We start from the raw sequence: 15,244 nt of genomic DNA, 5'->3' as shown, positions 1-15,244 counted from the left end.
ACTTGGTATGTCATCTCATAGACGAAATCGAGATCAAGTACGGCACCAATTCTGCGGAGTAGGTGAACCTGCTGGAAAAAATCATCAAGGTTCACGGTATGGAGTAGCTCCGACTGAAATTGTGTGCACCCTGCAAAGCACCCTCCGTTAATCGATCATTGGATATTATCAAAGCCCATGCCTGCAACAGCATGGATATCAGAACTTTTAACAGCCCGTCCTAACTATTGATTCTCAGCTCGAGCGTTCCTTCTTGCGCCACGCTCCTGGCGCAATACCCTCCCTTCGTTTGAAAGAACGTACGAAACTTCCCGCCTCGGAGAATCCCAACATATCGGCCACTTCATCCACGGACTTGGATGAACTCGACAGAATGACACGTGCTAAAGAATGTATGGTCCCCGCCCGAACCTCTCTAAACGTCGTGCCCTCCTCTCTCAATCGACGCCGAAGAGTACTTCCTGATATCTTCAGGAGTTCTGCGACTTCTTCTTCGAGGATGCTCGCTCTAGGGCTTAAGGAAACGATATCCCTTACTCGATTTGAGAAAGACAAACGTCTCCTTTCCTTAATCTCTATGAGTTGGGTCTCACAACTCTTTCGGGCCCATTCATCAGCGAGTCGCAGTGGTTCATTAAATAGATAAGCCGGGAACGAGATGGAGTTTGTACCAGCCTGGAACTTTGGTTGTATTCCAAAATATTCCTCAAACAGAGCACTGCCTTCTCCAGCATCGACAAGACAATTCACGCCAGTGGGTACAATTTCTCGACCGAGCATTTCGGTTAGCCATACTTTGAGCGCTGCGAGACCTCGCACAGCACAAAAGTGCTGGCAGTCTTCTGGAAGTGCATGCGCCAGTACGAACAATTCTACTTTTTCTTCGTTTGCCCGAATTGCCAGATCACACGTCCAAAGTGAGATTTGATGGAATTGTTGGGCAAAGTACATTGCATCGGAAAGGTCGCGACTTGATAGCATTGCGAAACCCAGCAGACCTAACGTAGTTACATGAAGCCTACTTCCCACTTTTATGGCGAACTGTAACGCGTTGTGTCTAGCCGAAATATTACGTATTGCCTCCATCTCCTGCCACATCTCAATTACCGCTTCTGGCTGGTAAATACTCTTGATGGAAATCCCCGTGTTCGCCAGCAGTGTATCTTGTGATATGTTGAACTCTTCGCAAAGGTCGAGCATTATTCTTAGAGTAGTTGCGTCTCTTTTTGCCTCTATTTCCATACTGCTAATTGTCCCTTTATCTAGGGCATTTCCAATATCCCGGCCGGCAACGCGATCCATAAAAAACTCGTCACTCAGACTACAACTGGGAAATTAAGGTGTGAAAATTTTCGATTATGACATCTTACATCATTTCCGCCCTAGATCCCAACTTCTCTACGCCAATCAAGGTGTTGCCGTTCAATCCTTATGTAAATGATAGCTTTGTGCTTAAAAAGCGCCCCGCACAACACCTTGATGGATCGAACGAGCATTGATTTTGGGTAGTGACCGAGTAGCTGCGATATCCGCCAACTATTACAGTTGGAGCGCCGCTGACAGGGCCCTATGGATGGTTTTGATGTTTAGAAGGAACGAGAGCGGGGCACCGTGCGGGGTAAGGCGCCACAACTGGCATGCCATCCAGAGACATCTTCGTTTTTTACGTCGATCCAAAGGGCAATACCATACACATCTGCCGCCACTCGTAGACAACACCTCTCCGCTGCAAGCAAGCGTTGACCACCGGGCCCTCTCCTTAGATTGAGCTGTCTACGCCCCTGTGGCCGAGCCAGTGCACGGCTATCTTGTATCGCACAAGCCCATCTAAACTGCATCTGGAGCGCGCTCGTAAACAATAGAAGCTGGGCTCAGGAAGTGAAGCCGAGGATTTTCTGCCTTCGTAGACTAATAGAAGAATTATTTTGGCCCCGACCGTCTCGCGACTCTGGCGCGCATGGTTGGCCAGAAACGTACATGGTCTAAATTTCGCATCTCCCAGCAATCAGATGATCCCTCGCGGTGTATCAAGAGCAGGGGTTTCTAATGGAAGCTCGGCTAGGCGAAGAACAACAAACAGGGATCAGGATCGTGTGACCTTTGGATACAAACTTGTGCAACATGTCGGAAGCACTGCTAAGTGATGTTATAGACGATGATCGCACACGCATCGTCTAGCTTCGGCTATTCGAAGTTGGCAATAATTCAGCTGAAGCGGGTCACTTACTGGATCATCTGGAGTTTTCCAATTCATTGAGCTCGCCGCCTATGTATTCGCGGCGCTCCAACCCCCTCAAGTGACTTTTCTGCGCCAGCATGTCGACCTTTACCTTAACGATATATTGCGAGAAATTTTCAACAATCGAGGACTAATCTTTCGCAGCTTTGGCGCCGTCGCGTTGATGATTCCTCTGCGCGACGCTATCCGTTCCGGCGTTATCTGCCTAAGCAGACCTAAAGACAACTTTCGCCCTCTACCAGGTCGTACCTGGGGAGTAGGCGATGACTGAACATGTCCATTTTTAGTCACAATCGTCATTTTAATGTTACCACAAACGAGTAAATATACTTTCTATTGAGATCTACAAAGGTTATTGAGCGATGACGAAGAAATCTGGCTATTTTGGCAAACGCAGAAAGTTCTACAGTTGGGGCTACGAGGGGGAGGATATCCCGGCAGCCGATGTGAAGAAAATGGCAGCTCGCGTTGCTGATCGAATGGGGATAGAAGAACCCATAGTTTTGCCCGATCCGAAGCTGGAGGAAATCGAACTACCCAACCCTCGGATCACTATCCCCGGCACACTTGCCAACTTTTGTACAAGCGATAAGTGGGATCGTGTTGCGCACTCCTACGGAAAGAGTTTTAAGGATCTGACAAAGATCTATAGGAGGGATTTTGATAATCCCCCCGACGTAATCGCTTATCCCAATGATGAGAACCAAATTTCTTCCATTCTCGATTGGTGCGGTGACAACAACTATGCAGCCATACCGTATGGCGGCGGATCGAGTGTAACAGACGGTTTTACCCCACCCGAGGGTGAGGAATATAACGGTGCGGTGTGCATAGATCTTGGCAATCTAAATCAAGTTTTAGAAGTCGACGCAGTGTCCAGATGCGCCAGGATTCAGGCCGGTGTGCTCGGGCCCGCGCTTGAGGACCAACTCAAGCCCCACGGATTCACACTACGGCATATTCCCCAATCGTGGGAGTTTTCCACGCTTGGGGGCTGGATTGCAACCCGATCTTCAGGTCACTACGCCACCCATCTGACTCACATTGATGATATGGTCGAGAGCTTACGGGTTGTAACACCGGTTGGTACGCTTGAGAACAGACGCCTGCCCGGATCCGGAGCCGGCCCTGACCCTGACCGATTTTTCATAGGATCAGAAGGTTCCCTCGGCATTATCACTGAAGCCTGGATGCGACTTCAGGGGAGAGTCAAATTCCGCGCTAACGCTAGCATTGCATTTGATAGCTTCTATGTGGGAGCGCAAGCAATCCGTCAGATCACGCAAGCGGGCCTCTACCCTGCTAACTGTCGCTACCTCGACGAACAAGATGCGCAGTTCTATGGAGCTGGCGACGGGAAAAAGTCCATACTCTTACTTGGTTTCGAATCTGCGGACCACCCCGTCGATGCCTGGCTTCAGAGAAGCCTGGAGATCTGTCAGGATTTTGGTGGAGAAGTTATTCAACAGGCTGGCTCAGCCGGTGATGCCTTGAAGACGAGTCGTAGTGGAGCCCAGGGGAGTTGGCGAGAGCAGTTCAGATACTTGCCACGACTGATGCACACCCGCGCCGCAATGGGCGTCGTCAGCTTCACTTTTGAAACGGCCTATACATGGGATAAGTTTGAAGAAGTGGACACCGAAATCATTCGGCGTTTGAAGCAAGCTCAAGCTGAAATCACCGGCGGAGGGATCGTTTGTCGCAGGTTCTCATTTCTTTACCCAGACGGCCCTGCCCCGTATTACTCGGTAGTCGCGCCGTCTAACCATGACAGGAGCCTGGAAGATTACCAGGCACTATCGGATACAGCCTCGGACGCCATTTCTGAGTTAGGCGCGACAATTACTCACCACCATGCAGTCGGGCGCAGCTTTAGACCTTGGTATGATAAAGAAGTGGATCCTTTGGTTAGGAAAATGCTGGCAGGAGCAAAAAACGAAATTGATCCTAACTGGATAATGAATCCCGGCATGATCTTGGACCGACCAGCGCACTTCAAAATCGTAAGCTAGACGTACGGGTTATACTTCAATGATAGACCTCTATTTCTGGCCTACGCCTAACGCCTATAAGGTGTCGATAATGCTCGCCGAGGTCGGGATGCTGGGAAATGTGATTCCAATCGATATCACTGCAGGCGCACAACATGATTCCAGATATTTGGAAATATGCCCAAACGGAAAAGTACCCGCAATTGTAGATCATGAGGGCTCGAATGGCTCCCCCATCGCCATATTTGAGTCAGGCGCAATCCTTTGGTATCTGGCTGAAAAGGCCGGAAAACTCATCCCAAATGACCCCACCAACCGCTTAGAATCTCTACAATGGCTAATGTTTCAAGTTGGCGGTGTAGGACCTATGTTGGGTCAAGCGCATCATTTTAGAGAATATGCACCGATGGAAATCAACTATGCCATTGAGCGATATACAAACGAGGCACAAAGGATTTATCGCGTATTGGACAAACGCCTTGGCCCTACAGATTATCTAGCCGGAGAATTCTCTGTTGCAGATATAGCCACATTTCCTTGGATACGAACCCGTAAATTACACGGTCAGGTCTTAGATGACTTTCCTAACATAAATAGGTGGTATCAGCGGATTAAGAAAAGACCTGCCGTACGGCAAGGGCTTTCTGTGTTATCTGAAAGCAAACGCTGGCAAGCTAAACCAGATACAGATGCGTGGCAAGTCATGTTCAAAAACTAATCTCCTCTCCTAAGTTGCGCTCATTGGTAATGTCCTATGGCGAGAATTGTGGATACACAACCTACGGACTTCGTCATTGTTTCGGCGCGATCAACATAGCGCCGCGCTAGCTGGTCTAGCGGAAACAAATTTGCAGGATAGAGTCTGAGAAATGAAAAAAATTCTTAAGCAACTCGCTGAGCAGTCAACTTCTGGTGACCTTTATGTGAGGCTGGCTGAAATGTACTTGTACGAACATGAGTACGGACTCGCTTTTGGCGCAGTCAATCGAGGCTTAGAAAAAGGCCATTTGTCAGACACACATGCCGCGCAGCAGCTCTACGTCAGAATTGGGGATTTTTTGGGCGTATCTTGCTTTACGAACTATGAAGATGCCGTAAGCAGCCTTTCGCAGTGAAATATAGCCACTGCGGACACGGCCCTTTTTAGTCTCTCCAACATAGAGCTGGGAATTATTGACAACCTGATCTTGGGTATAAAATGAGAAGTAAACCTGCCGGCAGACGAAACAACGGTACAGGTCGAGCTATGTACGGAATTTCTCGAATCGATGCGGAGGAATTCTATACACACGCTTGGCGGGTGAAAATTGTTAGGCGGGGTAACATCCATTGCAAAAACTTCCCGGACAAGCGCTGGGGGGCAAGGGTAAAGCCCTGGCCGCGGCTAAGGCCTATCGTAATGAACTGATTTCTCAACATCCGCCGATTTCTCGGCGGGAGTTTTGCACCTCGTTGCGTCGCAATAACCGTAGTGGCGTCACCGGCGTGTACCGCTACTCCAAGAAGTTCACTTTGAAAAACGGCAAGGTCGTGGATCGTTGTGGGAGGCCACTTGGCCTAATGGCAAGGGAGAGCAATCCCACGTGTCCTTTTCGGTGAAGGAGCATGGAGAGGGCAGAGCGAGGCAATTGGCGGTGCTTGCTCGCGAGGAGGCTCTAGAAACAATCGATGGCTACTTCTGGGCGTGCGAGAGAGGCGTCTGAGGCCGATGGCCACTCGAAGGAGAGCTAGCTGGTGACCATCACTAGCTCTACAGCGACCTCATTTAGACTAGAACGTAAGTTTCATTTTAGTCGGAAAGTGATCCGAGAAGCCGCCGTTGTCCACGCCTGACTTCGTCGAAGGTCGGCTGAATCGTCGGGGCCTGCCGCTGGTTCCCTTCATAACCCCCGGTCTGAAAATTTCGACTGAACCCAGGTTAGCCTTGATCGGGCTAGAACCCTTCAACAGACCGTACGAGACCAGAAACTGATCCAGCATATTCCAGTCACTTGAGAACAGGTAGGTGCACGGGTCGTGCCCTTGCATCAGCGGCCACATGCAATTCAGGAGGTGTCCCGACTTTGAAAAACGCACCCGTGCCGGGTCCCTGGTGCCAAGGAGATACTCCTGCATGCTCCGATTAAAGGGCTCGTCATTGAAATCGCCCATCGCTACAATCGGCAGTTCCTTGTCGCCATTCTCCCCGCGGAGCATGTCGTCTACCACAAATGCCAGGGCCTCACCCGCCAGTATGCGAAACGGTTCTGATGTGTACTGACCAGCGCTGCGAGATGGCCAATGGTTGGCAATGCCGACAAATGAAACGGCATTGTCTACGGTAAACGTCGCCCAGAACAGGTCACGTGTTGGGGCGCGTTTGACGACGATCTGGTGCTCCATGTTACTGGCAGTGACCCGATTGCTATCGATGATAAACGACACATCGATCCCGCGTGAATCGGGCGAGGCGTGCGAGACGATCTGGTAGTTTCTGCCCGGGACACTAATGGTGTTCGCCAGCCTCGCCAGCACCGACTCGTTCTCTACTTCGCAAACACCCAGCACATCGGGTCCCTGCCCCCCAAACATCAATTCAATAATAGACGCCAGCTGCGCAATCTTCTGATCGCGTATTGCAGCGGTCCATCCTTTCAGTTCAGATTTCAGTTTGGATTTGAGTGCGTCCGGGCGTGGAGCAGTTTCATGATCAAAGAGATTTTCTAAATTCCACCAACCGACGTTAACTTCCGCCATGACCGGATCCCTCCTCTGGCAATTCCTGACTTTGAGTATAGGCCACATCTGTGACTGACGGTAAAACGCGGCGCCTACGTGTTGCAAGGTGCTATGATTAGCAGGCTCATTCAGCCTGGTGGCCGGTTCCTAAATATAGGTAACGCGCCCGGTCTCCGGGTTGGATGGGTGCCTCCCCTCCCCCAATTCAAAAACATGAATATTGACGCGGTCAGCGGTTCGCATAGGCTGGGATAGCGTTGTCGCTACTTGCAGTAGCATCAAGCCGCAGGCTCGCCTGCATCCCTCACTCACTGTGCGTTGGTGAGCATACCGGTGTTGGTATGACCTGTGGTAACCCGTCGGGTAGTTCACCCGGTGGGGAGGCTATTAGACGTTTCACCCTAAGGAGAAACTGATGAATAGCATTACCAAGGCAGTAACCGTCGCCTATGGTGGCGACGGTGGTCAGTGCGGCCGCCTCGGCGGTCGAACTGGTCGGTCGCTTTGAAGCGGGCAGTCGCTACGTGGACTTTGCGCCCACATTGGCGTTGTCCATTGGCGATTTACCCGTTGCGCTACGCGTGCAACTGGTAAAGGGCCGTTGCGGCAAGGTTTCACGTATCGATCTTGCCAATGCCGCCCGCGACCAGTAACACCGCTATCCTACCCTGCCCAGTCACCCCTCCGGGTGCCTGGGCTTTTCTTCAAAAACTTTAATATTGACGCGTTTTGGGGTCGGCGTAGGCTAGTGGGTACTTGCTGGCGACTCGCAGTCGCATTAAGTAGCAGGGCAACCTGCATCCTCCCCCGATGGGTTTCGACCCATCGGAGACGAAGCCTGCATGGGATTAATTGACGTTAAGGAGATTAACCTTGTCCAAGTATCTGAATGTGTTTGTACAGGAGCAGTTCGAGTCTGGCGGTGAGCTGAAAAGCAACTACACGAAAGTGGGCGTTGCCTATCCGCACGACAAGGGCGAGGGATTCAACCTCAAGATCACCCCGGGACTGTCTGTCTCAGGTGACCTGGTGGTGTTCCCGCCCCGCGAGAGCGAGGACAGCTAGGCTTCGCCGGCAAACCCTGGAAGCGATTCCGGGGTTTGCTGTTTCACCAATCCGCCGCAAGGCACCACCCCGATGGGATTCGTCCCATCGGCGTATCTCATCCCTTTTATTGAAGAGCGAGATACGACAATGGATGCATTGAACTTTGAGTCAAAAGACGAGGTGATTGCAGCTGCAATCCGGTTTGTGGAAGGAAGGCTCTGAGAACATAAGCAATGGGATGCAGGTGCAGGCCAATATGCTGGATCCGAAAATCCTGATTGAGGCGCGGGACAACCCGGAACTGCACCCTAACTTGCTGATTCGGGTATCGGGCTACTCGGCCTACTTCAACGATCTGCCGCCTGAGATGCAGGATGAGGTGATATCGCGTAGTAGTAACCGGGGCTGAGCCAGGGTTGCCCTCCTCCTATCTTGAGTCTGATCATTAGGTTTCACCAAAACGGGCCTGCGAGCTTGCCCTTAGGTGGTTCGCAGGCCTAACCGGAAATTTTAAATAACCGCAAAGTTTTCAAGCACAAATCATGGGGTTAATCGAAACATTCGTAAATCCTATTGTTGGTCAGCCCAAACTGGGGCCAGACCCCATACGCAACGGACTGTAATATACCAAATCCCTTTGCTTCACCCTGAGTTGCGGTAATGACGGTATCACTCAGCTGGTATACCAATAGCTCATGCTGACTATGCGGCGCATTCACAGAGCTACCCCATTCTTCCAAAAGGTTCGCTGATGTCGAGCGGATGTGTTGCTCGTTTTCTGTTGTGCGGTGGTCGCGCTCTGTGTCAAGCCCTACTCCCAAATGGAAACCCGGGCCATCTAATACCCTGTCTACTTCCACGGTAATCGTTTCCTGCGCCTCAAACTCGAACTTTATGGATCCACCGATTGGTTGCCGAGTCGAATCATCGTAGTGCAGGGCAGGGCAGACTCTTTTTGAGCGTCTCTGTGTCCCGTCACTCTGGTAAACGCTTGCAGCGGAGTGGATACACCTTTCTTGAGTCGTTATGAGGTAGAAGTGAAAAGCAAAGGGTGATTCGTCGGGACCCAACAATTCCATAACACACCAAAGCTGTAGGTAAGTAGACGATTGATTGGGAGTGATTGATTCATCTCTCACCTTTGGAGGAACTCGTCCTATGTCCGGTCTGAATCCAAAGTAATGACCTCGCAAAGCAAACCACTCCTGAGAATTCAGACTATGTTGGACACCATCAACGGACAGATCGCCCATTACATGCCCTGCTTGATGATATCGAATAGCTTCTGAGACGATTTGTTCTGACACCACTCCTCTGAGCAACTGTTTATCCTCGAAGTGCCTGGGTAGGGTTGGCTGGAACTTCAGATCAAATGAGATAGGTACGGTGCTGCTCTCGCTATCGCACAATACAAACTCAACCTGGTCAGTGCTCTCCGAAATGCCGTAGCTTAATCGCCCGACCTCCAGATGATGTCCATTGTTTTGGAGCTCGCCTGAAGTTCGAAGAATATGCTGATTCTGGTTCGAGAGCACGCCTGCATAGCCTTCTCCAAGACCCGTATGTTTGTCGAGGGTCATGCCAAAACCTATCTGTATTGTACCGTCTTTGCGAGCGATCGAAGTCCAGACACCCTCAGACCACCCTGGGTCTTGATGTTTGCCGGTTGGCATTCTCTTTGTGAAATCCAGGAGTAAATGAGGGCTTTGGTCAAATAGCAAAGTAGTTTTGTTGTCCATAGGCTCTCTTTATTCAAACAGTTGGGGCATACGAAACTAACTGGAACTGAGCCATCCAAGAGAGACCAAGAGAAACTCTCAACTCGGGTACCTCTGGCTCCTCAATATGTTTGACTGCTTTCTGACAGTGTACCCTAAATAGCAAGTAACTTGGCAAGCAGGATATTGGCCAGTACCTGATGGGCTACTACAACTGGCAGCGACCGCATCAATACAACGGTGGGTTACCTCCTGCTGAAGCAGAGGAAAATCCTAAACTACTGTCCGGGATTAATTGACCACTACGTAGAGACATAAGTAATGATTCGCTGGCGATGGGATTCGATCTATATGTCGAATGCCAATTATCGTTGATTGCTGGCTCTTAGGTAGTCTTACCGCACATGGAATAGAAGCTACCTTTTGAAAGCTACAACAGATGGCCATTGCATCATTAGAACAATGAAATCACGGGTAATCTGATATGGATCGAGATGCCAAGCGTGACGCTTCGGCTTTCAGAGTGCTTTTGGATCTGTCCGAGGAGGCCAAGTTGCCGGTCGATCTGCTGCTAGCAGACATTGACGTAGATCGAGACAGTATATACCAGGCCTATGCTGAAATTTATATGTGGCAGGAGTTGGCCTATATTGAGAGATTCGTCGAAAGGGGTGAGCGATTATCATTGGCACTCACCGCGGCGAGTAGAGTACATATAACGACATTAGGCACGCTCGGATATGCAATGCTTTCGAGCCGCAATATTGTTCACGCACTGCAAGTGTCAGCAGATTATCATTCAATTTCTCTGTGGACATGCGAAGTCGCCGTTCAATCGCGTGAGCAATCAATCGAGTTTATGATATTACCCCATGCGTTGCCGGCCGCATGCCAGCACTTTTGCGCAATCCGCGGGTTTGCTTCTCTAAAAGTTTGGTTTACTGAAATGCTTGGCAGAGACATTGTGCCTACCCAGGTTACTTGTATGATTGAAGCTCCCAGCGATGCGCCATTTTGTGCTGAGTTTTTTGGATGCCCGGTACAGTTTGGTTCGGATGTATACTCTATTTCATTTGAAAACACGCTTTTTATCGAACCTCTGAGAATGTCCGATGAGTGGGCGTGCCAACGTGCAGAAATTGAACTTAAAGGAATAGTCGATCAGAGACGATCTTCCTTTGCCAATCGAGTTCATGATCTCGTATCGTTTGCTCCTAGAGGTAATCACAGTGAGGAGACGGTTTCTGAGGCTCTGGGGATTTCGAGTAGTACCTTGCGGCGCCGGTTGCGGGAGGAGGATACATCCTTCAGGGAAGTGAGAGCCGAGACATTACATTCTTTAGCCTGTGTGATGCTTTTGAGTTCAACAAAAACAGTCGACGAAGTAGCTGAGATGTTGGGGTTCTCCGAGGCGGCAAGTTTTGTTCGGTCGTTCAAACGAAGGGAAGGAGTAGCACCCGGAACATGGCGTAGGAATAAGCGGCAGAAGGTTTCGTAAGTACCCCTCAGTAATACAATACTTTTCTCGAATCCATGTGATGTCGAGATATCATGTAAGATTGGTCAGCTATAACAGGCATAACTATTTTTGAAGATGACCAATTACGTCACGATTTGACCATTTCGATCATTCACCCTTGCGGGCGCACGCCGGACAATGGGGCTCGACTGTCCAATACCTCCGACGATGGAATAACAAACCAGCGGGATTTAGCAGAATTCAAAGATTTACGATCTGCACGATTCAGACAGCGTCAAATAGAGGTCCGGCCAAGATCCATGTTTATGCCGAGCTCGGCATAAACATGGATCTTGGCCGGAACTCAAATTGGTCTAACAACGTCTTGGTACTATGAACTGACTCCACCTGCTCTTTCCACTTACCGCTCATGAGGATCTCGATTTTATTCAGACTGGCCGGGTCAGGCTCCTCGTCTTGGGGCCATAGGTGTTCGTCCAAGAAGTTGGTGATCTCTTCCCACCAGGAAACCGATATGCCCAGGACGGTGTGATGCGTTGCAGTACCAAACGCTCGCTCGATATCCGTCCCGAAATACTTGCTCTCGTAGTAATAACCGTACTGACTGATTTCCTTATGATTTAAGCTTAACGCCAGCAGCCACAGCAGTACCGGTCGAGCATCTTCTTCATTCTAAGGTCGCGGTAAGGCGCTCGACAGTAGCGCCCTTCGTTGACGTTTACAATTATCGAGGTGGCGGTCCCTTGCGGCCTCTTCCCGCGCCTTCTTTTCCTTGGCATGCTCGACCTTGGATTTCACTGAACCGAGTATGCGCGCTGCTTCGTTCAGTGTCCGAATTTCTTCCTCTGAATACAGCGGCTTGAGTTGAGACGAAAGTGCGTCGTTCTGGATCGTATTCCGGGCAGTAGTGAGTTTTCGCTGCAGGGACTTAAAGCGCTCGGCCGTGAACCAGGACAGCGCTTCTTTGACGCCTTTTGTATCTGTCATTGTTGGTACTCGCCTGAGCGTTCCACTTTATAGCCGTAGCGCTCCATCAATGCTGGGTAAGTAAGCTCTTGGTCCTGGCAAGGGATACCACAGAATTCTCGCATCGATTCCACGTCATCGATGGCGGCGAAGAAGAGCCGCATGTTTTGATCCGCAAACGCACTGGTTTCCTGGACTCTCTGCCAGGCAAAGGACAGCACCAATAGGCTGGACAGTGTGGCTCCGGCGAGTGCCCCGGCGACAAACTGACTGTTTATGGATGGTGGCACATTAAACCCTCTTCACGGCAGCCTTATAGACTGCATTTCGTTCGCGTTTTCCTACGGCCACAACCGACACTACGATCTCTGCATCCCGCACTTGATAGACCAGTCGGTATCCAGCGCTGCGCAGCTTTATCTTGTAGCAGTCCCTTAGTCCGCTGAGCCGGGCGCTTTCTACTCGAGGTTCTTCAAGGCGCTCAATCAGCTTCTTCTTGAATTGGCTGCGTATCGCAGCATCCAGCTTGTCCCATTCTTTTTTGGCTTCCGTCCGAAACAGCAGCCTATAGGTCATCAAGCGCCACCTCGACCTCGTCCTGCTCCAGCCGTGCCCTGACGATCGCCGCCAGTTCGACATCTTCCAGCTTGTCCATGAGCGCCTCATAGGCCTCGGCGGGTACCGCGTAGAATACGGGCTCATTCCGGTTGAGAATCGCAACTGGTACGCCCTCCCCTTGCCTGACAACGGACATCGGGTTCTTCTTGAGCTCCGAGATGGAGGCACTCACATCGGCTAAAATGGGGTGTGTGGAGGCCATGGCGCACATCCTCGAAATGACTGATTATGAGACCTTATAATAGGTCATATTTGCATGTAAAACAATCAAAAAGACCTTTTATCAGGTCTTTTATGGCTTCTGCTCCCGGCTGATGCCATAAATGCGGCCCGTCCAACTCGACCAGTGACCACGCTTTTCTGTCACACGTGAAATTTCCCGGGCTTGGCATCGAGCCTGCAAATCCCGCGCGTCCCTCAGCAGCAGGCCGCGCTTTAGGGTGCGTTTGCAGTAGGCCCTGCCAATCCGATAGCTGCAGGTGAGTTGATAGCTGTAGTTCATGGCAGTGGCTCTAGAAATCAAACATAAATTGTTGGTCGACTGCGAGCGCGGCGGTGACAGCATTTTCCGGTGTCTGTGGCATGATCGCCATGGCGTGCGGCTCTATCGCTGGTGGTGCTTCGGTTGATTCACTCGTATAGCGCCGGCGGAGCTTGTCATCCCAGAAGTCCAGGTAGTGCGCCGGGGTTCTCAGAACCTCTCGCGCCTCATAGCGCAGGGTGTCGCCAATCACGATCTCCCCCGGGATATGGAGCAAGGCGAGTTGGATGTAGCACAGTCTGGCCGGTAGCGGATCGATGTCCCAGGCTTGGACCCACAGCTGGCGCTGAGGATTGTGGCCAGCTTCGCGCATGGCTTCGGCAAAGGCCAAAATCATGCCGCCTGCCCCGCAGGCGGGTTCGGACAAGGTGACGAACTCCTCTGTCAGATGCGAAAGCGCTTCGCCATGACTGATCTGAGCCATCATCTTGGAGACGTGCCAGGGTGTGAAGAACTGCCCTGCCCTATCATTGCCCAGCTCCAATGCCATGAAGACCTGTCCAAGGAAATCCTCGCCACAGGCCTCGAGGCCTTTGACCACGGTGGCGAGCAGCTCAGCATGACGGTTCAACTCGTCGCGATCATAGCGCTTGGCGGCGCGTAGATAGTCGTCTTCCAGTTCCCGAGAGAACGCGACGGCATTGTGTAGCGCGGCCGTGCCAAACAAGGCGAAATCGGCAATCACCTGGCAGCGGTTGTGCTTCGGGCCAAAGGCCTCGAAGCACTTGATAAAGGTTTTTTGGTGATCCATCACGCACCCTCCCCTGTCAGGATAAAGGCGCGCGCTTTGTAGGCATGGTTCACCGCTCCGAGGAAGGCCTCGGCTTCTTCTTTGATAAAGCGGGACCAGCCTTGAATGTAGGCGGCGCTGTTTTTAATGCTGGATTGGCTATCTACGCCGCAGCCGTGGCACAGCATGGCGGCGGTAATTTCCGCGACCAGTTCTTCCTTGGAGTACTCTTCCCGGCTTTCGAACTTTGTTGCATCCATGCCAAAACGGCATAAGCGCTTGGGGTGGCCGGTACTGTGGGCAAGCTCATGAAAGTAGGTGCTGTAATACTCATCCGTGGAGGTCACTTCGTTGAGCGCGGGCATTTTGACTGCATCGAATGCGGGAACGTAGGCAGGGCTTCCGTGGCTCACCGTGAGGCCTTCACGCTCCAGATATGTATTGGCGACCACCTCCGCGTCCTGATCCAGGGCAGCTTGCCCTACCCCGTCCATTTTGACGCGATCTGCATCGATACCGGTGACCAGATCCAGATTAAAGACATAGCTGTTTCGGATTACGAAGCGCTTTTGACCGTCTTCATCGCCGTCTTTTGATGGGAGATTCTTGTAGAAAATGGTGGGAACGCCCTTTCCTTTGGCGTCGATCAGGTTGCCCCCCAGATCTTTGATTTGCTTGAAGGTGGCCCAATAGGGGCTTTGATAGCTCTCGGCATCAGCCACCATGGCCGTGATGAAATGATTCACACCGCGGTAAGGGTTACCGCTGACCAGATTGGATTGATCTCGAATCAGGCAGGCGTTGTGCCAGACAAGGCTGCCCTCTCCCATATAGGTTTGTAAGGTATCGACGACTTTTTGCATGCTCTTGTTCATCTTTCTTTCCTCGCTGTTACTTGTTCTTAAAACCCCCATCCCTCTGGGGGCGAAGACCCCAAGACCGCGAGCGAGTGTGCGAGTGAGCCAGCATCCGGCTTGGCTGTGTCCGGGCAGGGGGAACCATCCGGCCTGCAGGGAGTGAACGAAGAGAACGAGTGAAGGTTGGGGGATGCCTGGACTAAGGCCAAACGGGTGCTAGATTGACCCCTCCCCAGAGGGATAGTCCCTTGGATTTCGTGCGGCGCGGATCAACGAACGTGGTACATTGGTTCCGATGGATTGCAGACAGGCAGGCAAAGGAATAGTTAAACAATGCGA

16 protein-coding genes are annotated in these 15,244 nt (G+C 51.3%); 7 read left to right on the top strand and 9 right to left on the bottom strand.

All coding sequences use genetic code 11. From position 1 onward, the window contains the following. Window positions 1-234 precede the first annotated feature (234 nt). The gene (locus C0039_RS15500) at window positions 235-1,302 is read right to left on the bottom strand and encodes an AraC family transcriptional regulator (RefSeq protein ID WP_101518591.1); all 1,068 of its coding nucleotides are present in this window, start codon (window positions 1,300-1,302) and stop codon (window positions 235-237) included. 1,299 nt (window positions 1,303-2,601) lie between these two features. On the opposite strand from C0039_RS15500, the gene C0039_RS15495 reads away from it, so the two are divergent. The 3 genes from C0039_RS15495 to C0039_RS15485 all read left to right on the top strand — a co-directional run bounded on the left by C0039_RS15495 (window position 2,602) and on the right by C0039_RS15485 (window position 5,345). Continuing rightward, the gene (locus C0039_RS15495; RefSeq protein ID WP_101518590.1) at window positions 2,602-4,251 is read left to right on the top strand and encodes an FAD-binding oxidoreductase; all 1,650 of its coding nucleotides are present in this window, start codon (window positions 2,602-2,604) and stop codon (window positions 4,249-4,251) included. A gap of 19 nt (window positions 4,252-4,270) precedes the next feature. Further along, window positions 4,271-4,948, top strand: a complete 678-nt coding sequence (locus C0039_RS15490) for a glutathione binding-like protein (protein ID WP_101518589.1) — start codon at window positions 4,271-4,273, stop codon at window positions 4,946-4,948. A gap of 151 nt (window positions 4,949-5,099) precedes the next feature. Further along, on the top strand, window positions 5,100-5,345 hold the full coding sequence (locus C0039_RS15485; RefSeq protein ID WP_101518588.1) for a hypothetical protein: 246 nt from the start codon (window positions 5,100-5,102) through the stop codon (window positions 5,343-5,345). Window positions 5,346-6,000: 655 nt separating this feature from the next. On the opposite strand, the gene C0039_RS15475 is transcribed toward C0039_RS15485, so the two are convergent. After that, on the bottom strand, window positions 6,001-6,966 hold the full coding sequence (locus C0039_RS15475) for an endonuclease/exonuclease/phosphatase family protein (protein ID WP_101518586.1): 966 nt from the start codon (window positions 6,964-6,966) through the stop codon (window positions 6,001-6,003). Between the two features lie 431 nt (window positions 6,967-7,397). Here C0039_RS15475 and C0039_RS15470 point away from each other — a divergent pair, with 431 nt between their 5' ends. The 3 genes from C0039_RS15470 (at window position 7,398) to C0039_RS15460 (ending at window position 8,404) form a co-directional block, all read left to right on the top strand. Beyond that, window positions 7,398-7,601, top strand: a complete 204-nt coding sequence (locus tag C0039_RS15470; protein WP_101518585.1) for a hypothetical protein — start codon at window positions 7,398-7,400, stop codon at window positions 7,599-7,601. 220 nt (window positions 7,602-7,821) lie between these two features. Continuing rightward, window positions 7,822-8,013 (top strand): hypothetical protein, encoded by a 192-nt coding sequence (locus tag C0039_RS15465; protein ID WP_101518584.1) that lies wholly within the window; start codon window positions 7,822-7,824, stop codon window positions 8,011-8,013. Between the two features lie 166 nt (window positions 8,014-8,179). Beyond that, window positions 8,180-8,404, top strand: coding sequence for a glycine radical domain-containing protein (locus C0039_RS15460; protein ID WP_133126025.1), 225 nt, complete (start codon window positions 8,180-8,182; stop codon window positions 8,402-8,404). A gap of 139 nt (window positions 8,405-8,543) precedes the next feature. Here the strand turns inward: C0039_RS15460 and C0039_RS15455 are convergent, their stop codons facing one another. Next, window positions 8,544-9,734 carry an Rv3169 family protein gene (locus C0039_RS15455; RefSeq protein ID WP_101518582.1) on the bottom strand — a complete coding sequence of 397 codons (1,191 nt, stop codon included), beginning with the start codon at window positions 9,732-9,734 and terminating at the stop codon, window positions 8,544-8,546. A gap of 463 nt (window positions 9,735-10,197) precedes the next feature. Here C0039_RS15455 and C0039_RS15450 point away from each other — a divergent pair, with 463 nt between their 5' ends. Beyond that, complete coding sequence (locus C0039_RS15450; protein ID WP_101518581.1) at window positions 10,198-11,211, top strand: AraC family transcriptional regulator; 1,014 nt, start codon at window positions 10,198-10,200, stop codon at window positions 11,209-11,211. A 654-nt stretch (window positions 11,212-11,865) separates the two neighbouring features. Here C0039_RS15450 and C0039_RS15445 read toward each other — a convergent pair. The 6 genes from C0039_RS15445 to C0039_RS15420 form a co-directional block, all read right to left on the bottom strand. After that, window positions 11,866-12,180, bottom strand: a complete 315-nt coding sequence (locus C0039_RS15445) for a hypothetical protein (RefSeq protein ID WP_101518580.1) — start codon at window positions 12,178-12,180, stop codon at window positions 11,866-11,868. Beyond that, window positions 12,177-12,449 carry a hypothetical protein gene (locus C0039_RS15440; protein ID WP_101518579.1) on the bottom strand — a complete coding sequence of 91 codons (273 nt, stop codon included), beginning with the start codon at window positions 12,447-12,449 and terminating at the stop codon, window positions 12,177-12,179. The genes C0039_RS15445 and C0039_RS15440 overlap by 4 nt, the downstream gene beginning before the upstream one ends. 1 nt (window position 12,450) lies before the next feature. Next, on the bottom strand, window positions 12,451-12,735 hold the full coding sequence (locus C0039_RS15435; RefSeq protein WP_101518578.1) for a type II toxin-antitoxin system RelE family toxin: 285 nt from the start codon (window positions 12,733-12,735) through the stop codon (window positions 12,451-12,453). Then, a complete protein-coding gene (locus C0039_RS15430) occupies window positions 12,725-12,979 on the bottom strand; it encodes a type II toxin-antitoxin system Phd/YefM family antitoxin (protein WP_101518577.1) in 255 nt (84 codons plus the stop codon). The genes C0039_RS15435 and C0039_RS15430 overlap by 11 nt, the downstream gene beginning before the upstream one ends. 310 nt (window positions 12,980-13,289) lie before the next feature. Then, entirely contained in the window at window positions 13,290-14,069 is a 780-nt protein-coding gene (locus C0039_RS15425) for an N-6 DNA methylase (protein ID WP_101518576.1), read from the bottom strand. After that, a complete protein-coding gene (locus tag C0039_RS15420; RefSeq protein WP_165787158.1) occupies window positions 14,069-14,923 on the bottom strand; it encodes a zincin-like metallopeptidase domain-containing protein in 855 nt (284 codons plus the stop codon). Before C0039_RS15420 ends, C0039_RS15425 begins: the two co-directional genes overlap by 1 nt. Window positions 14,924-15,244: the final 321 nt, after the last annotated feature.

This window comes from Pseudohalioglobus lutimaris, assembly GCF_002866825.1.
Taxonomy (GTDB): domain Bacteria; phylum Pseudomonadota; class Gammaproteobacteria; order Pseudomonadales; family Halieaceae; genus Halioglobus; species Halioglobus lutimaris.
The sequence above is the reverse complement of the archived record's forward strand: the minus strand, read 5'-3'. Positions and strand labels throughout refer to the sequence as shown.

Coding starts and splice junctions, on each gene's coding strand:
- C0039_RS15500 (WP_101518591.1), bottom strand. CDS start 1,302: ATGGATCGCGTTGCCGGCCGGGATATTGGAAATGCCCTAGATAAAGGG.
- C0039_RS15495 (WP_101518590.1), top strand. CDS start 2,602: ATGACGAAGAAATCTGGCTATTTTGGCAAACGCAGAAAGTTCTACAGT.
- C0039_RS15490 (WP_101518589.1), top strand. CDS start 4,271: ATGATAGACCTCTATTTCTGGCCTACGCCTAACGCCTATAAGGTGTCG.
- C0039_RS15485 (WP_101518588.1), top strand. CDS start 5,100: ATGAAAAAAATTCTTAAGCAACTCGCTGAGCAGTCAACTTCTGGTGAC.
- C0039_RS15475 (WP_101518586.1), bottom strand. CDS start 6,966: ATGGCGGAAGTTAACGTCGGTTGGTGGAATTTAGAAAATCTCTTTGAT.
- C0039_RS15470 (WP_101518585.1), top strand. CDS start 7,398: ATGGTGGCGACGGTGGTCAGTGCGGCCGCCTCGGCGGTCGAACTGGTC.
- C0039_RS15455 (WP_101518582.1), bottom strand. CDS start 9,734: ATGGACAACAAAACTACTTTGCTATTTGACCAAAGCCCTCATTTACTC.
- C0039_RS15450 (WP_101518581.1), top strand. CDS start 10,198: ATGGATCGAGATGCCAAGCGTGACGCTTCGGCTTTCAGAGTGCTTTTG.
- C0039_RS15445 (WP_101518580.1), bottom strand. CDS start 12,180: ATGACAGATACAAAAGGCGTCAAAGAAGCGCTGTCCTGGTTCACGGCC.
- C0039_RS15435 (WP_101518578.1), bottom strand. CDS start 12,735: ATGACCTATAGGCTGCTGTTTCGGACGGAAGCCAAAAAAGAATGGGAC.
- C0039_RS15430 (WP_101518577.1), bottom strand. CDS start 12,979: ATGGCCTCCACACACCCCATTTTAGCCGATGTGAGTGCCTCCATCTCG.
- C0039_RS15425 (WP_101518576.1), bottom strand. CDS start 14,069: ATGGATCACCAAAAAACCTTTATCAAGTGCTTCGAGGCCTTTGGCCCG.
- C0039_RS15420 (WP_165787158.1), bottom strand. CDS start 14,923: ATGAACAAGAGCATGCAAAAAGTCGTCGATACCTTACAAACCTATATG.